The sequence below is a fragment of the Microbulbifer echini genome (genome assembly GCF_041447225.1).
GTDB lineage: Bacteria > Pseudomonadota > Gammaproteobacteria > Pseudomonadales > Cellvibrionaceae > Microbulbifer > Microbulbifer echini.
Genome location: NZ_JBGMEL010000003.1, coordinates 240,743 through 257,318, shown reverse-complemented (window position 1 = coordinate 257,318; position 16,576 = coordinate 240,743). Strand labels below are relative to the sequence as shown.

Genomic DNA, 16,576 nt, shown 5'->3' with positions numbered 1-16,576 from the left:
AGTACTGCGGATCTATCTGCTGTGGACCAATCTTTGTACTCTATATCCAAAGCAGCAGGCAATTAACGGGAGATACGCCCGCTGCGCTTGTCCACAAAGACCACATAGACCTGACTCTTGTCAGACAACCCCTTCACCCGGTAGACCGCCTGGCCCTTCCTGCGGGTTTCAGAAACCGACAGGATTTTGCCGCCGTAACGCCGCTTCACCATTGAGGCGGCCTTCTCCCTGGAGACCCCCCCGTCCTGTGCCCAGCGGAAGTCATGCCGGTAGGCTTCCCTCTCGGAGGCAATCCCCCCCTGCCAGGAGGCGGCACATAGCCCCGGTAACAGAGCAAGTAGGAGAATAAAATGCCGTAAAAAAGTGCGGCTGGATTTCACGGTGCGGCTCCTGTGGATGTCCTGGTTTTCCACCTTTAACGATCTTCGACCGCCCTCTCACCCGCTCAAGGCGCCGGCGAGACTGCGACACGAACCCGGATTCTATCGCCCGGATGGTAATCGGTGCGAGTCAGATAAACCTGACCATTATACCGATAGCGGACATCGTATCCGACTAATTCCCTACGCGAGCTGAACTCGTCGACAACCTGACAGCGGGATTCTGTGGCGTAATAGGTCCGGGAGTTGGCGCGGCTGACCTGGTTGCCCACCAGAGCACCAACTAAGGCTCCAGCCACTGTAGCCCCACCGCGATTGCCACCGTGGTGATGATAGCGACCCCGATGGCCACTTCGGCCCAGGCTATTGCCCACCGCTGCGCCGATCAATCCACCAACCAGTGTACCTGCCGGAGAGGTCGGCTCCCGATAGGCCACCTGTTCATCCCGGCAGTAGGTGCGTGGAGAGCGTACTTCTACGTCGGTGTAGACGGGAGTCACCTCGGTGACACGGGCGAAATCGTAATTGTCGGCACCGTAGGGGTCTGCGTAGCCCTGAGGCCCCGCTTTGGCGGTAGCACTCAATGCCACCAACGCGGCAACTGCCGCGCCAGCGATAAACTGCTTGAAAAGTTGCACAATCGATCTCCCGTTATTCATCAACGGGGGCCAGGTTAGTCAAATTGATCTGAATAGACGCTGAATTACACCTGAGATCGCCAAGAGTATCGGGCGTCATAAGAGCTTTTCCACTCAACCCACAGCCCGTGGGGCCTGCCAGCTCTACTCAGAGTCCCCGTCGGGGCGTGGCCTGGCGCCGAATGGCCTTGCCAGCAGCCATCACCGCATTACCATGACCAGAGATCCAAAAAATCGCACAGCCGCTGTGCAGGCACCTCCGCCCCCTCGCCGCCCTATCCGAAACCCCGATCACACAACCAACAGACATTGCCGGCCCCGGCGGGACGGATAAAAAATAACTTCCCGTCAATGTTTGCGGGCCTCACCCCTCCACAACTTCCGCGCCCGGTACCTCATCGCCGAGCCAACGCTGAGTAAGGGTGCCAGCGGTCATAGCACCATTCACATTGAGGGCAGTGCGCGCCATATCGATCAGCGGTTCAACGGAAATCAACAGTGCCGCGATAGTCACTGGCAGGCCCATCGCTGGCAGTACCACCAGAGCGGCAAAAGTTGCTCCACCGCCCACCCCGGCAATACCAAAAGAGCTGATTACCACCACCGCAAGCAGAGTGGCCAACCACAGGGGGTCCCACACATTGATCCCCATAGGCACCGCCACCATAGTGGCAAGCATGGCGGGATAGATACCTGCGCAGCCATTTTGGCCGATAGTGGCGCCGAAAGATGCGGAAAAATTAGCGATGGCTGGAGAGTTGCGCAACGCATCGACCTGGGTTTCCACATTGAGAGGAATAGTCGCGGCGCTGGAACGAGAGCTAAAAGCAAATACCAACACCGGCCAGACTTTGAAGAAATACTGCAGGGGGTTGACCCCATTCACCAGCAGCAGCAGCCCGTGCACGACAAACATCAGACCAATGGCACAGAAGGAAGCCACCACAAAACCGAATAGATTAGCGATATCTGCCCAGCTGGACTTGGCAATCAGGCCCGCGACCAGGGCCATCACCCCATAGGGCGTAAACGCCATCACCAGGCGCACCAGTTTCATAATCCAAACTTGCGCAACATGCACAAAGCGCTCAATCGCGGCGCCCTCTTTGGGAAACTCGCGACGCACAGCCAGGGCAGCGAGCCCAAGCAATACGGCAAAAATCACCACAGCAATCACTGAAGTGGAACGGGCTCCGGTTAAATCCAGGAATATATTCCTCGGGATAAAGGAAGTAATAATTTCCGGAAGGGAAAGGCCACTCACCCGCCCGATACGTTCATTCAGCACTTCCACCCGCGCCGCCTCACGGGTTCCCTCAACAAGCCCCGCAGCAGAGAGCCCAAACAACTCCGCCATAGCCACACCAATCAGGGCCGCTATCGCCGTGGTGCCGAGCAAAACCCCCAATACAGAAACACTGATTTTACCCAGCGCCTGAGTGTGGCTCACCTTTACCACCGCCACCAGAATAGAAGTGAGCACCAGAGGCATAACCAGCATATACAGCAGGTTTACATAGCCATTGCCCAGCATTTGAATCCAGGGCAAAACCTCATCGGGCGCTACACCCCAGTTACGCGAAATTTGTAATAGCGCTCCGAACCCCACACCGAGTAACAACCCGGCAAAAACACCGGGTGCGAGCGTAGCTCTGCCCCGCTGCCAGCGGTATAGGCCAAACAACAGAACCACAAAACCTGTAAGCAGAACAAAAGCGCCGATGTGCATGTTATGAAAATCCCACCCTGGGCAAACGGAAAAGTGGCGGCATGCTAGCAGCCTTACGCCCCCGCCCTATAGATACTTTGGTTATAGTTACTTTAATTCTGGTTACATTAGTTATCGTTTTATAAATTCCATTCGCTGGTTAGGCTTACTGCAGAGCGGCCCTGAAGTCCTCGGCAGTTTGCGGACCCACCAGTGTTTTCTTCCAGCGGCCGTCGGCTCCAATTACAAAAGTGGTAGGTAGTACTTCCGGCCAGGGTTGCCCCCAACGGCCCTCAGGCTCTCCCGCCAACAGGGGAAATTCTATGCCGAGTTTTTGCGCCTGCTCGATAACGGTGGATTTCGGCAAACCATCAAAGTTCACACCCACTACCACCAGGTCGCTGTTGTTCTGGGCAAGCGCATTGAGCACCGGCACTTCTTCTCGGCAGGGTTGGCACCACTCCGCCCAATAGTTAACCAGGATCGTTTTCCCTTCAATCGCAACGGGATTGCCGCTCGTGGTTTGCAGGGTAGGTTCGCCATCACAGCCGCTTATTGCGCTTGCCAAGAATAGAGAGATTACCCCCAGAGTTTTCTTCGTTTTTTTTGTTATCGCTATTTGCAACATCGTCTTCCTCAGCTGGTCCCGCAATTTCTTGATCTGTCTTTTGATGCTCTAGCGCACCCTGCGCGTATCGATACTTTTCATCGTCCTTATTCAGGGCCGTCTCAAAAAGAGACCCGATCGTTACACCGAGCTGCTCACTCACTGTACTGCGCGCATTGGCAAAACGGCATTCCACCTCACCGTACCATTCAAATCCTTTCAGGTCGTCGGGAATCCCCGCGGGAATCCACTGGGGACTCAACCAGCCCGCCAGCTCCATCAACGACACTGAATTCAGATCGCGCAACAGGACGTAATCACTTCCATCGGTCTGAGCGATCACCCGGTGCCCCTGTAAAATATCGCGCAGGCGCCGCCACTGAATAAACTTAATCCCAAGCAGAGAAATATCTCTCTCCCGAAGAGGTTTGCCGTGTCGCCCACCTTTAAACATTTGCCAGAGAACAACCAAAGTAGCGACCAAATCCGAGTGCTGGCGCCCCTGGGTTGCAGCGCGGTATACCGACAAGGTGCGTACCAGTACACAACCCGCCAGCACCAACATCCACATCATATAAATCCACAGCAGAAACAGGGGTACAAAAGCAAAGGCTCCGTAGATGGCCTGTACCGAACTGCGCGCAACAATAGCGCCAAACAGGTACTTCATAATTTCAAAGGCGATGGAGGTGACCACCCCACCCTCAATGCCATGGCGCAGTGACACATAGCAATTGGGCACGGCGACAAAAAGCAGAGTGAAAACAATACTGGTAAAAATAAACGGCAATACCCGCAGCACAACCGCCATCATGCCGATCCCTTCCTCACCCCCTAAAAACAATTTCTGCGAAAGCAAAAAAGTACTGGCGGCGAGCCCGGCGCCCAATAGAATTGGCCCTAAACTGAGAATGGCCCAGTACAGGAGAAAACTCGAAACCCCACTGCGCCCTCGGGACACGTCCCAAATCGAATTAAAGGTACCTTCTATACTGCGCAGTGTGAGCCCCGAGGTCACTACGAGCATGGCAATACCGAGGCCGGTGAGCCGCTGGGCCTGGGCGGAAAAACTGCTGATATATTCCTGCACCTCACGCCCACTTTGTGGCACGAAGTGAGAAAAGATCTGCTCCTGTAAACGGGTCTGTAAACCAGCAAAATCTGGGAACAGCGACAACATTGCATAGCTCACCGTCACCAATGGCACTATGGCGAAAAGCGTCATATAAGTGAGCGCCGCGGCGCTCTTCTGACAATCTTTCTCTACAAAAAGCGACCACAGTGAAGTGGCGAAGCGCCGCCATTGAACCACCCAATCCTTCATGCTTGATTCCAGTTTCATTCCCTGTGTGCGACCTCTGGCAAAAGCGGCGAGTACTCGACTCACGCCTTAGAATTTCGCTACGGTATTCGGTTAGAATACGCCAAACAGTAACAGGATACCGACATAATGTGGATGATCTACCACAACCCGCGCTGCTCAAAATCCCGTCAAACCCTGCAACTGTTGCAGGACAATGGCGTGGAACCGGAAGTGATTCTCTACCTGCAAACCCCACCCACGGCAGATGATCTGAAACACATCCTGCAAAAACTCGGCATGCCCGCGCGCGACCTTTTGCGCACCGGTGAGGAGCCCTACAAACAGCTCAACCTGAAAGACAAAAACTTGAGTGACGCTCAACTGATCGAGGCCATGGTTGAAAACCCCATCCTGATCCAGCGCCCGATCGTTGTAAAAGATGACAGAGCCACCATTGGCCGCCCGCCCGAAAATGCTCTGGAGCTGCTATAAATGGCACCCGAATGCGAAGCCTATGTGTTGGTTCTCTATTACAGCCGCAGCGGCGCCACCGAGCGAATGGCCGCAGAATTGGCCCGCGGTGTCGAATCGAGCGGGATTGCCGCGCGCCTGCGCACCGTGCCCGCCGTCTCCCCCGACACGGAGGCCAGCTTAGCGCCGGTGCCCAGCAAGGGCGCGCCCTACTGCACCCTCGATGACCTGCGCGAATGCGCCGGGCTTTTGTTGGGCAGCCCCACCCGCTTTGGCAATATGGCGTCGCCGCTGCGCTACTTCCTCGACCAAACCAGCGATATTTGGCTGGAGGGCAGCCTGACCGGAAAACCGGCCGCGGTGTTTACCGCAACCGGTAGCCTGCACGGCGGTCAGGAAACCACCCTCACTTCCATGATGCTACCGCTTTTACACCACGGCATGTTGATCGCCGGCATTCCCTATTCCGAAGCTGCCCTGATGCGCACCAGCACCGGTGGCACACCCTACGGTGCCTCCCATTGGAACAAGGGCCACAGCAGCGAGCTGAGTGAAGATGAAATCACCCTGTGTAGAGCGCTCGGTGTACGCATCGGCCAACTAGCCCAGACCCTGAGCCAACCGGCAACAACGGCCAAATAGAGGATTACGCGTGAACGACACTATCCGGCGCAAATTACGCATTGCGCTCCGAATCAATTGGTTCTGTTATATCGGCCTACTGGTCCTGTTTGTAGTCTGGAACCTGTTTGTACCGGGTGGCTCCCTCGCCCTTTGGCTAATCCAGACGGTACCGCTTTTGCTGGTATTGCCAGGCCTTATCAAACAGCGTCCCCGCAGTTACCTTTGGCTCTGCTTTATTTTGTTGCTCTATATCACCACCAGTATTGTCGATGTAATGATGCCTACACGCGGCTGGCAGGATGGCGTCATGGTGGTTTTGAGCCTTATCCTATTCTTTTCTGCAATGATGAGCAGTCGCTGGCATCGCATGCAGTAATTCCATTGCGGCTATCCGCATTGGTTCCAGACACACAGGCGTGGAAATAGAGACCTTCCACACACTTAGGAGTTTTGAGGTTTGACTGATTCACCCCAGAAAAAAGGATTTGCCCGAGGCTTTTTAGCTGCAATTGGCGGCGCCATCACCTGGCTGAGGCGCGTGTTCACCAATATTGTGTTCCTGCTGATATTGCTATTTCTCGGCATCGCCATCTTCAGTAAGGACGAGCGCCTGGTGGTCCCTCAGGGCGCGGCCCTGCGCGTAGCCCCAAGCGGCTTTCTCGTGGATGAGCTCAGCCAACCCGCCACCCTGCCTATTTTCCTTGGCGGCAACCGCGGGCCGACTGAAGTCAGGGTCAAAGACCTCGTTGACGCCATCGACGAGGCCGCCAATGACAAGCGTATCTCCTCCTTGGTGTTGGAACTGGATCATATGGTGGGGGGCAGTCTCAGCAAGCTAGATGAAATAGGCGCAGCACTTCAGCGCTTTAAAGCCGCCGATAAACCCATCTACGCAGTGGGCGATAATTACACCCAGGCGCAGTACTTTCTCGCCAGCCACGCCGATCAGGTATACCTGAACCCCATGGGTTCCGTGATGCTCACCGGCTTCGGCGTGTATCGCAACTATTACAAGAGTGCACTGGACAAGCTCAAGGTAAATTTCCACGTCTTCCGCGTGGGGGATTACAAGGACTTTATCGAGCCCTACACCCGCGACGACATGTCCCCCGCCTCACGGGAAAACAACCAGCGCTGGCTGAACGAACTCTGGAGTGAGTACAGTGAGCAGGTCACCGGGTTGCGCAACCTGCCCGCCGAGAGTATCGATCTGTTTATCAACGAGTTGCCGCAAAAACTGCAGCAACACGAGGGCAGCTGGGCCGAAGCCGCCCTGGCCAATAAACTGGTAGATCACCTCGCCAGCCGAATCGAGGCCATGGAAGCGCTGAAAAAAGCCATCGGTGAGGACGAAAGTAAAGAGCGCAAATACAAATCCATCGATGCACTCGCCTACTTGCGCGGCCACAAGATTGCCGAAGCCGCCAAGCCGATCAAGGAATCCAACAAAATTGGGCTGATCACCGCCAGCGGGGCGATTGTCGATGGTCAAGCGCCCGCCGGACGTATCGGCAGCGAAAGCCTGGGCAAATTAATCGCGCGTGCCCGTGAGAAAGAAGTCGACGCCCTGGTGCTGCGTATTGACAGTGGCGGCGGCTCCGCTTTTGCATCCGAGGCGATTCGCCAGGAGTTGCTGGCCACCCGCGAGGCGAAAATTCCGGTGGTTATTTCTATGGGCAGCCTCGCGGCTTCCGGTGGCTACTGGATCGCCACCGGCGGCGACCGTATCTGGGCCTCACCGGCCACCCTCACCGGTTCCATCGGCGTTTTCGGCGCCTTCCCCACCTTTGAGGATTCCCTCGAACATATCGGGGTCTATACCGACGGTGTGGGCACCTCCGACTTGGCCGGCAGTATGCGTCTCGACCGCGCCCTGCCGCCAGCTGCTGCCAGTATCCTGCAACAGGGGGTGAATAACACCTATGCGCGCTTCCTTCGCATAGTCGCCGAAGCCCGTGGCAGCACCCCAAAAGAAGTGCACAAAATTGCCCAGGGGCAGGTTTGGACCGGCCGCGCCGCCAAGAAGTTGGGACTGGTGGATGATCTCGGCAATCTCAGCGACGCCATCGCCGACGCCGCGCAGCTTGCTGAAGTCGAAGAATACGACGTAGTGGAGATCCAGCGTGAACTGACCCCCGGCGAGAAATTCCTGCGCGCATTAAGCGATAATGTAGACGCGAAAATTGCCGCGAGCCTTGAGGCCAACTTACCACTCGGCGCCTGGTTAAACAGTGTACAACCGGCACTCGCGCCAATCGCCGAGTTGCAGAGCTATCGCGACCCCCGCGCGCTCTATGTGCGCTGCCTGCCCTGCCAAGCACCCTGAGACCTTTCATCGCACTCTCACCAGAAACTCCGCCGCCGGCTCAGTGCCGGCGCGGACCCCTATAGAACCCGCGCAACGCCTCCTTGGCCACCTCCAGTGCCCGGCGCCCTTCTCTCAATAGCCACGTCCCGGCGCGATAGGGGTCCGACTTGCACTGCTGGCTCGATTCCGCCGCCGCTTGCCGTGAACGAGCGATGGCTTTCGGGTCCCTCTGGCGAAAAAGCCCCTCGCGCAGATTCAATGCATAGCTGTGGCGTGTCACCGCCTTCGACCAGTCAGCTTTTTTCACAGGACTCACCGATGGCTCCACAAAGAGGGATACCAGTGGAACTATATCGTGGCGGTGGGCAGACCGGTTGCGCGGAGGGTTTCACACTTCACTATCGGAGATTTTTACCCGGCGCAGTGCACCGCTGAAAGCCACCAGGGCAAAGGCGACTAGGCTCAGGATTCCCGCCCACAGTAATGTGGTGAGAGGGGCTGCATATTCACTCAAGACTCCGGCGGCGAGAGCGCCCAGGGCGGCGGAGCCAAACAGGGCAAACTGGTAGATAGAGATAATCCGACTGCGGTATTCCGCCGGAGCGAGCAGCTGTACGATACCGCGTCCGAGCCCCGCCGAAGCCGCCGCTACCGCCCCCCAACACAGGCACAGCACGATCAGGCCCAGCTCAGTGGGGCCGAGGCTGATCGCTACCAACAGTGCCGCACTGTAGAGCAAGCACATAAGAATACCCCGCCCCGGCTCCGCCCCCTGACCGCGACGCAGCATAGTCACGGTGGCGATCACCGTCCCCGCGACAAAAGCCAACTGCAGAGTCGCGTAATACCCCGCACCACGGCCGTAACCCTCGGCCAACAGTGGCAGTACCACCAGGAATACACCGATATGTACAAGCCCATTGAAGGCCATCAGCGCGGTCAACTCACGCAGCACCGGGTGGCGCCAGGCCTGGGACAGCCCGTCGAGGATCAGAGTGTGGGGCAGCTTTTCTGTCGCGGCTCGGCCCGCGCCCTGTTCGCGCAAGCTCACCAGAGCCGCGGCAGCTAGCAGCAACACGCCAACCTGCACCCCCAGCAATGCCTGCAATCCCCAGTACTCAAAGCGACTCGCCAGCAACATCCCTACTGCCTGGCCTCCGTACTGGGCCAACATCATCCAGGTGACGGTTTTCTGCACGCGGCGCTCCGAGGCCTGCACCCCGCGATTGCGCGCCCCACGCTGTACCAGGTTGTCCCTGGCCGGCTGTAGAAAAGCACTGCAAATTCCCAAACAGATCCCGTAGAGCAAAAGTATCGGCAGGGAGATCAAAAATAAGTTGTAGATTCCGAGTAGCGCCCCATGGCAAAGGGCAAGGCCGATACAGGCCAGCGCGGCGACTGCGGCCGGGTCGCGCCTATCTGCCAGCGCCCCGCCAAAGAGTAGAAGCACCAAGTTTGGTAACAGCACCGAAGCCTGTACCCAGCCCAGTTGCAGCGCCGGCAGATCTACCACCGTTAGCGCGATCCAGGGCAGAAGGATCACCTGTAGGCCAGTGGCCAGAGAAGTACCACTGTAGCCCAGCAGAAACTTTTGTAACCTGAGTGGCATCTTGACTGATATACCGTCCAAGAGTTATTGACCTGCCAGTTTGTTTTTATTAATCGGCACTCGCGGCAATAGCAGCAAACGCCAGCGCAGCAGATAGCGCAGTTCCTTTAGCGCACTGGCTTCGCCGCCGTAGGCAGCGCGCTCAAAGGTCTGGGTCACCCGTTCGGCAAACTCGGCAAGATGCGGCTTTGCGGCGGAGATACGCTCAGCATAATCCCGCGGCGCCTCTCCGGCACGGCGGGCAATACCCGCTCTGGCCATGCGCCGGCAGAATACCCCGTACAGGCGCTCCACCGCCGGTCGCCTCCGCCCCCGGCTTCCCAAGCGCGTCCAGAGCAACATCGCCAGTAAAACAACGGCGACCGGTGCGGCAAAAAACAGGGCCATACGCAGTGGGGAAATATCACCCAGAAGACGCTGCAGGGTATCGCGCTGCTTTTCGCTATCGAAGCTCACTACAGTCTGGTACCAACGGTAGTTGATCATGTCCCATTGCAGACGCAACTTTACCAGGGCATCGATGCGGTGCACCGGCAGCAGTGAGTCGCGCATAAATTCCTCGCCCGCAGCGCTCTCCAGGCCATTCCGCACTCGCTCTGGAGACACCGCCGCCGTGGGGTCCACACGCTGCCAGCCGCGTCCATCGAGCCAGATTTCGGCCCAGGCGTGGGCATCGTATTCGCGCACCAACAAATATTTTTCGCCACTGACCCATTCGCCGCCCTGATAACCCGCCACAACCCGCGCCGGCACCCCGGCCGCGCGCATCGTGAAAACATAGCTACCGGCAAAGTGCTCGCAAAAGCCTTTCTGGCTATCGAACAGGAACGCGTCCACGCTGTCTCTGCCCAGCGCCGGTGGACTCAGGGTATAAGTAAATTCGCGGTGATAGCGCGCCAAAAGCTGTGAGGAAATCGCCTCTGCACCCAAACCTTTGCGGCGCAAACGCTCCACCCACGCGCGGGTGCGCTCGTTGCCATCCGCGGGCAACTGCAAATTGCGGCGGCGTTCGGCGCTGCTTAGCGGTATCGGAACAGCTTGAGGGTCGCGCGGCCAGGAGCGCACGTCATAGGCAAAACGGCTGTACAGCGGGGTGCGTTTCACCAGTCGATCGTCCAGGGTCTCTCCCACTCCGGCGCTATCCGAAGCGGGCCTTGCCAGGGCAAACAACCAGGGACTGCGGCTGGCCTCCTGTATCACCCGATAGCGATAGCGCGGACCGACCTGCGGCAGTGGGCGCTCGCCGCTTTTCCAATACACCTGACCTCCGTTGCGCGGATCGACACCAAAGCCCTGGCGCCAGGTGCGTCCATCAAACTCGGAGTACACCAGCCCGCGCCAATAGCGCTGCTCCGGTGGTGGTATGGGTCCATCGAAAGCGATACGCAGCGCCGGCTCAGCGGACTTTGACAGGCGGGTAAAGTCTCCCGGCGCCATGGAATCACTCACCCCAGTGCGCCCGGCGGAGGTATCCTGAGGCACATTCCACAGCGGCCCCAGGCGCGGCATCACCACAAACAACAACAACATCAGCGGTGTTGCCTGCGCCAACAGGCGCACTGATAGCCCCAGAGCCCGGCGCGGACGCGCACTGAAACTGCCCAACTGTGCCGCCAGCGCCGCGGTAATCACCAAGACACTGATCAAACCATAGAGGGCATAGGGGATCGACTGCTCCCGCACGAACAGGGTCGCCGCGACAAAATAGGCCAGCAGCAGGCTCACAAAGGCATCGCGGCGGCTCACCAGCTCCAGATTTTTCAAGGTAAACGACAGCGCCAGCAGCGCCACCATCGGCTCCAAAGCAAACCAGCGCTGGTAGGACAGCGCGAGCCCCGCCACCGTCAACAGTATCACCAGGAATTTTAAGGGGCGGCCAGGCAGGTCGCGGCGGCCGCGGAAAACCTCCAGGCGCCAATACACCGCAAAAGCCCAGGCAAAAGCGATCCACAGTGGCAATTGGGCCAACTGGGGCAACAGCGCGACAAACTGCGCGGCAAAAATCCACAGCAGGCTCTCGCGGGGCAAAAGGTCCCGGTTATTCGACATCACCCACCCCACTTGGGAAACAGGGCCAGTGCGCCGAGCACCCGCTGCTGGTGCTCCATCCCCAGCGATGGCGGCAGGGTCGTGCCGGGTACTCGCAGGCCATAGGCAATACCCTGTTTCTCAGCTTGTAGCGCCCAGTGGCACAGATTGCTCAAGCGCGTCTCCACATCGCGGCCATCGAGCAGCGCCCAGTCGAGCCATAAACGGGTATCCGTGCGGCTCTCGTACTCTTTGCTGTAGAGATCGCGACCGGCCGCGTACTGCTTCCAGGCCAAATGCCGCAGAGAGTCACCGGGCTGGTAGGGCTTGAGCGAGGCATAGTCATCTCCGCCGCGGCGCACCGGACCGGACTCGCCCTCCACCAGGGCCTCCCCCAGAGGTAGGGGGCCACCGGCGAGTGGCCGCGGGTACACCAAAAATTCCACATCCAGATCGATTCGACTCCAACAGCGAAATAGCCCCAATGGAAAGCGGCTCTCCACCCTTAAACGCGGTGCCTGAACACGGCCCCGCTCCAGTACCGGCAGAGCGACGCGAAAGTCCGCACTGCGCTCTTCGCAGAGATCCACATAAGCCCCCTCCTCGGTCGGCCAGTGGACCTGTATCCACTCCCGCTCGCGCTTGTCCTCGCGGCTTAAGTTGATCTTTGCCTCGGCGAAATCGCCGGCAAAAGCCGGCTCCGTACTCAGTAACTGCAGGCGCAGACCACTCAAATTGGCGAAGGTGTGCACCGGCAAAATAACGAAGACACTGATCAACAAAAAAGTCAGGGCAAATACTAGGTTGTTCTCATAGTTGGTAGCGAGCAGCCACAACACAGCGACCACTAACAAATAGCCAAGTCCCGCGCGGGTGGGCAGGATAAATAAGCGGCTGTGATTGAGGGTAATCGCGCGTGCGCGCGGCACGCGGCGGCTGAGCCAGCGCTCACCCAACCGACGAAAAAAATGGCGAAGGGTTTTCGGTTGAGCCTGCTGGGCACTATCGCGAGTCACTCTCATTGGTTCAGGCCGCGATAATATCTACCTGGCGCATCAGGCGCTCTACCAGCTGGTCGCCGCTGCCGCCATCACTCTGCAGGCGATGTCCCGCCACTGAGGGCAACACCGCTTGAATGTCCTCCGGAAGCACATGACCGCGATGGTGAATCAGGGCCCAGGCTTTGGCGGCGCGCAGCAACGCCAGAGCACCGCGTGGCGACAAACCCAGGGCGCAATCGGAGCTCTGACGGGTATGCAGCACCAGCCGTTCCAAATAGTCCAGCAGGCTGTCGGAGGCTTTTACCTGGCCCACCAGGCTTTGCATTTTTTTCAGCGTAGAAAGATCGATGCGCGGTTTTAACTTGGCCAGCTGCAGGCGCGGATCGGCGCCCAAAAACAGGGCCCGCTCCGCCTCGCGGGTGGGATAGCCGAGGCTGATTCGCATCAGAAAGCGATCCAGCTGCGATTCCGGCAGGGCGAAAGTGCCGGACTGCTGTAGTGGATTTTGGGTAGCAATCACAAAAAATGGCTGCGGCAGGGGACGGGTCTCTCCATCCACACTGACCTGGCGCTCTTCCATGGCCTCCAGCAGGGCGCTCTGGGTTTTGGGCGATGAGCGGTTGATTTCATCGGCCAACAACACCTGGCTAAATACCGGCCCCTCGTGAAAATGAAATTGTCCCGACTCCCGCTCAAAAATCGATACGCCGAGAATATCTGCCGGCAGCATATCGCTGGTAAATTGCACGCGTTTGTAAGAGAGACCCAGCACCTGGGCCAGAGCGTGCGCCAGGGTGGTCTTGCCCATACCCGGCAGGTCCTCGATCAACAGATGTCCCTTGGACAGGAGGCAGGCCAGGGCCAATTTTACCTGGCGCTCTTTACCCAGCAGAACACTGCCGATATCGGAAACAATGGCGGAAACTATTTTTTGCACGGTAAATCCATTACTGCTCATTTTTCTCAGGCCACGAATGAGACCCGGTGTGAGCGCCCGCCAACTCTCAGCAACAGGCGCCATGGTGCCAAATCTCTTTCAATACAGAGCCGGCACCCGGTATTAATCATAGGTAGATCGAACCTATCCCAGACTCGCGCGGGACAATCGCGGCGATTACAGCTGGGACAATCCACGCATCAGATCGCGCTTAAGATCCTCGGCATTTTCCAGCCCCACCGAGATGCGAATCAGATTCTCAGTAATTCCAGCGCGGGCCTTATCTTCCTCACTGAGACGGCCATGGGTGGTCGTGGCTGGGTGCACAATCGTGCTTTTAGCATCGCCGAGATTGGCGGTGCAGGATAGGATTCTGCAGTTGTCGATCACTTTCCAGGCCCCGGCGCGACCACCGCGCACGGTGAAACTCAACACAGCACCAAAGGCATCCTGTTGTGCACGGGCCAGTCGGTGTTGGGGATGTTTGGGTAGCCCGGTGTAGTTGACCCTCTCCACCATTTCCTGCTCATCCAGCCACCAGGCCAGATCGAGGGCATTGGTGCAGTGGGCCTGCATGCGCAACTTCAGTGTCTCCAAACCCTTGAGGAAAATCCAGGCGTTGAACGGGCTCATGCTGGGGCCGGCGGTGCGCAGGAACACGACCAGCTCATCCATAACCTCTTTGCGCCCCACGGCGACACCACCCAGTGCGCGGCCCTGACCATCGAGAAATTTTGTCGCGGAATGCACAACAATATCGGCACCGAGTGCCAGAGGGCGCTGCAGCGCCGGGGTACAGAAACAGTTGTCCACCACCAGCTGGGCGCCGGCACTGTGGGCAATTTCTGCCAGGGCGCTAATATCCGCCACTTCACATAAGGGGTTGGAAGGGGTTTCCATAAACAGTAGTTTGGTGGAACCGTCGACCGCCTGCCTCCAGGCGTCCATATCGGTGAGATCGACATAGCTCACACGCACACCGAACTTTTCCATATAGCGCCCGAATAGCGCGGTGGTGGTGCCAAACACACTGCGGGAGCAGATCACCCGATCGCCGCTTTTCAGCAGAGCCATGCAAATACTGAGAATCGCAGCCATGCCACTGGCGGTGGCCACCGCCGCTTCACCACCTTCGAGGGCGGCAATGCGTTGCTCGAACATACGCACGGTGGGATTGGTATAGCGGGAATAGACGTTGCCGGAAGTTTCCCCAGAAAAGCGCGCGGCGGCTTCAGCGGCGGAGGGAAAAACATAGCTGGAGGTGAGATAGAGGGCTTCGGAGTGCTCGCCCTCCTCTGAGCGGACCTGCCCGGCGCGTACCGCCAGGGTTTCCAGTGCGTAACCGTCGTCTTCAAACATATACCGCTTCCTGGTCAGTATTTACGGAAGCGCTAATCTTAACCGAAACGGCCGTGCGTGGCGCCCTCTTCTGCCGTGAAGAGCGCGCCACTTCAGACTACTTACAGGGCGCTGGTGTTGGCCTTTTTGCGCTTGGCGTCGTCGTTGCGTGCCGCGTGCAAACTCTCAAGGTATTCGTCATCCACGTCACCGGTAATATAGTTACCGTCGAACACGGAGCAATCGAATCGATCGATCTTCTGCTTGCCGCCGCTGGAGCTTAGCACCAGATCTTCCAGGTCCTGATAGACCAACCAGTCTGCACCGATCTCCTCACAAACTTCCTCGGTGGTGCGATCGTGCGCAACCAGCTCGGTGACCGAAGGCATATCGATACCGTACACGTTCGGGTATTTCACTGCGGGCGCCGCACTGGCGAAATACACCTTTGCGGCGCCGGCATCGCGAGCCATCTGGATAATCTGCTTACACGTCGTACCGCGCACGATGGAGTCATCCACCAACAACACATTTTTACCGCGAAATTCCAACTCAATGGCGTTCAGCTTCTGACGCACAGATTTTTTGCGCTGCTTCTGTCCCGGCATGATAAAGGTACGGCCGATATAGCGGTTCTTCACCATGCCCTCACGGAATTTCACCCCCAGGCGATGTGCCACGGTCTGGCCAGCGGTACGGGCGGAATCGGGAATGGGAATCACCACATCAATATCGTGGTCCGGGCGCAGGCGTAGGATTTTGTCCGCTAGATGCTCGCCCTGGCGCAGGCGGGCCTTGTGTACGGAAACGCCATCCATAATGGAATCCGGGCGGGCAAAGTACACATGCTCGAAAATACAGGGAGTGAGGGTCGAGTGCTCCGCACACCGCTCGGAGTGAACCGTGCCGTCCAGCTCGATATACAGCGCTTCACCCGGCGCCACATCGCGCACCAGGGTGTAGCCCAGAACATCCAGGGCCACAGACTCAGAGGCCACCATATACTCGGTGCCCCTCTCCGTTTCGCGCTTGCCGTACACCAGCGGGCGAATGCCGTTGGGGTCGCGGAAAGCGACGATACCGTAACCGACAATCAGGGCCACACAGGCATAGGCACCGCGCACACGTTTGTGCACACCGCGCATGGCGGTAAAGATATCTTCCGCCTTGGGCTGCAACTTGTGCAGTTTGTGCAGCTCGTGGGCGAACACATTGAGCAGTACTTCGGAGTCTGAATCGGTATTGATGTGGCGCAGGTCCTGCTGGAAGATCTCCTCCACCACATTACCCACGTTGGTGAGGTTACCGTTGTGCGCCATGGCGATGCCGTAAGGAGAGTTCACATAGAACGGCTGCGCCAGAGCGGGACCGGAGCTACCCGCAGTGGGGTAGCGCACGTGGCCGATGCCAAAGTTACCTTTCAAACGCTCCATATGGCGAGCGCGGAACACATCGCGTACCAGGCCATTGGCTTTTTGCTGGTTCAGGCGATCATCGTCACAGGTCACGATGCCCGCGGCATCCTGTCCCCTGTGTTGCAACAGAGTGAGCGCATCATAGAGCTGCAAATTGACATCACTCTTACCGACGATACCGACGATACCACACATATATTTGACCCTAT

At 58.0% G+C, this 16,576-nt stretch carries 16 protein-coding genes; 4 read left to right on the top strand and 12 right to left on the bottom strand.

The window, feature by feature from the left end; all coding sequences use genetic code 11:
• Nucleotides 1-62 precede the first annotated feature (62 nt).
• The 5 genes from ACCI51_RS04925 to ACCI51_RS04905 all read right to left on the bottom strand — a co-directional run bounded on the left by ACCI51_RS04925 (nt 63) and on the right by ACCI51_RS04905 (nt 4,657).
• Complete coding sequence (locus ACCI51_RS04925) at nt 63-380, bottom strand: PepSY domain-containing protein (protein ID WP_299584724.1); 318 nt, start codon at nt 378-380, stop codon at nt 63-65.
• A 65-nt stretch (nt 381-445) separates the two neighbouring features.
• Nucleotides 446-1,018, bottom strand: a complete 573-nt coding sequence (locus ACCI51_RS04920) for a glycine zipper 2TM domain-containing protein (protein ID WP_371842800.1) — start codon at nt 1,016-1,018, stop codon at nt 446-448.
• A gap of 364 nt (nt 1,019-1,382) precedes the next feature.
• Nucleotides 1,383-2,747: an L-cystine transporter gene (locus ACCI51_RS04915; RefSeq protein WP_299584718.1), complete on the bottom strand. Its 1,365-nt coding sequence runs from the start codon at nt 2,745-2,747 to the stop codon at nt 1,383-1,385.
• A gap of 145 nt (nt 2,748-2,892) precedes the next feature.
• Nucleotides 2,893-3,294, bottom strand: a complete 402-nt coding sequence (locus ACCI51_RS04910; protein WP_299584715.1) for a TlpA family protein disulfide reductase — start codon at nt 3,292-3,294, stop codon at nt 2,893-2,895.
• A complete protein-coding gene (locus tag ACCI51_RS04905) occupies nt 3,269-4,657 on the bottom strand; it encodes a YihY family inner membrane protein (protein WP_299584712.1) in 1,389 nt (462 codons plus the stop codon). The genes ACCI51_RS04910 and ACCI51_RS04905 overlap by 26 nt, the downstream gene beginning before the upstream one ends.
• 126 nt (nt 4,658-4,783) lie before the next feature.
• On the opposite strand from ACCI51_RS04905, the gene arsC reads away from it, so the two are divergent.
• The 4 genes from arsC (at nt 4,784) to sppA (ending at nt 8,057) form a co-directional block, all read left to right on the top strand.
• Nucleotides 4,784-5,128 (top strand): arsenate reductase (glutaredoxin), encoded by a 345-nt coding sequence (arsC, locus tag ACCI51_RS04900; RefSeq protein WP_371842799.1) that lies wholly within the window; start codon nt 4,784-4,786, stop codon nt 5,126-5,128.
• Nucleotides 5,129-5,749, top strand: coding sequence for an NAD(P)H:quinone oxidoreductase (wrbA, locus tag ACCI51_RS04895; protein WP_299584706.1), 621 nt, complete (start codon nt 5,129-5,131; stop codon nt 5,747-5,749).
• 10 nt (nt 5,750-5,759) lie between these two features.
• Complete coding sequence (locus tag ACCI51_RS04890) at nt 5,760-6,107, top strand: DUF2069 domain-containing protein (protein ID WP_299584703.1); 348 nt, start codon at nt 5,760-5,762, stop codon at nt 6,105-6,107.
• Between the two features lie 81 nt (nt 6,108-6,188).
• Nucleotides 6,189-8,057 carry a signal peptide peptidase SppA gene (gene sppA, locus ACCI51_RS04885; protein ID WP_371842798.1) on the top strand — a complete coding sequence of 623 codons (1,869 nt, stop codon included), beginning with the start codon at nt 6,189-6,191 and terminating at the stop codon, nt 8,055-8,057.
• 40 nt (nt 8,058-8,097) lie between these two features.
• Here sppA and ACCI51_RS04880 read toward each other — a convergent pair whose 3' ends face one another.
• From ACCI51_RS04880 to purF, 7 genes are all read right to left on the bottom strand, one after another.
• A complete protein-coding gene (locus ACCI51_RS04880; RefSeq protein WP_371842797.1) occupies nt 8,098-8,346 on the bottom strand; it encodes a DUF3175 domain-containing protein in 249 nt (82 codons plus the stop codon).
• An 81-nt stretch (nt 8,347-8,427) separates the two neighbouring features.
• The gene (locus ACCI51_RS04875) at nt 8,428-9,648 is read right to left on the bottom strand and encodes an MFS transporter (RefSeq protein WP_371842796.1); all 1,221 of its coding nucleotides are present in this window, start codon (nt 9,646-9,648) and stop codon (nt 8,428-8,430) included.
• A gap of 24 nt (nt 9,649-9,672) precedes the next feature.
• Nucleotides 9,673-11,697: a transglutaminase TgpA family protein gene (locus tag ACCI51_RS04870; protein ID WP_299584691.1), complete on the bottom strand. Its 2,025-nt coding sequence runs from the start codon at nt 11,695-11,697 to the stop codon at nt 9,673-9,675.
• The gene (locus tag ACCI51_RS04865; RefSeq protein ID WP_371842795.1) at nt 11,697-12,698 is read right to left on the bottom strand and encodes a DUF58 domain-containing protein; all 1,002 of its coding nucleotides are present in this window, start codon (nt 12,696-12,698) and stop codon (nt 11,697-11,699) included. The genes ACCI51_RS04870 and ACCI51_RS04865 overlap by 1 nt, the downstream gene beginning before the upstream one ends.
• A gap of 4 nt (nt 12,699-12,702) precedes the next feature.
• Nucleotides 12,703-13,614, bottom strand: coding sequence for an AAA family ATPase (locus tag ACCI51_RS04860; RefSeq protein ID WP_299584805.1), 912 nt, complete (start codon nt 13,612-13,614; stop codon nt 12,703-12,705).
• Nucleotides 13,615-13,791: 177 nt separating this feature from the next.
• Nucleotides 13,792-14,973 (bottom strand): O-succinylhomoserine sulfhydrylase, encoded by a 1,182-nt coding sequence (locus tag ACCI51_RS04855; protein WP_371842794.1) that lies wholly within the window; start codon nt 14,971-14,973, stop codon nt 13,792-13,794.
• 101 nt (nt 14,974-15,074) lie between these two features.
• A complete protein-coding gene (purF, locus tag ACCI51_RS04850; protein ID WP_299584682.1) occupies nt 15,075-16,562 on the bottom strand; it encodes an amidophosphoribosyltransferase in 1,488 nt (495 codons plus the stop codon).
• Between the last annotated feature and the right edge of the window lie 14 nt (nt 16,563-16,576).